Consider the following 409-nt stretch of genomic DNA (forward strand, 5'->3'; position numbering starts at 1 on the left):
ATCACCGGCTTGAGTAATTTTTATAGAGATTCCAGTTTTGTCATTTGACCATTTGATGGTACCTGTACAGTTACTCGCAGTTAGGGTAATTTCCTCATTACCACATATTTCGTTTTTACTAGCTACAACTGTTGGTGGTGTAGGTACTGAACCGACTGATATAGTTATAGAATTAGAATTACCAGATGTTCCACAACTTGTGGTACAAGTAGACGTATAGGTACCTGCTGTAACTTCTTTTGTGGCACCAATTCCTCCGCCAGACCAAGTAATTGTACCACCAGTACATCCTATAGCAGTTAGGATAGCTTTTTCTGTTCCACAAATACTTGTTTTGTTTGCAGAGATTGTTGGAGCTGTTGGCACAATACCCGTTTCAATTTTAATAATATTAGATGCTAAACTAGTA

General features: G+C 37.9%; 1 pseudogene. It reads right to left on the bottom strand.

The features are described 5' to 3' along the window. Positions 1–409: pseudogene (locus EGI24_RS14625) on the bottom strand (hypothetical protein); the annotation flags it as partial.

The sequence above is a fragment of the Lacihabitans sp. CS3-21 genome, from assembly GCF_024343675.1.
In the GTDB taxonomy this organism is placed as follows: domain Bacteria; phylum Bacteroidota; class Bacteroidia; order Cytophagales; family Spirosomataceae; genus Leadbetterella.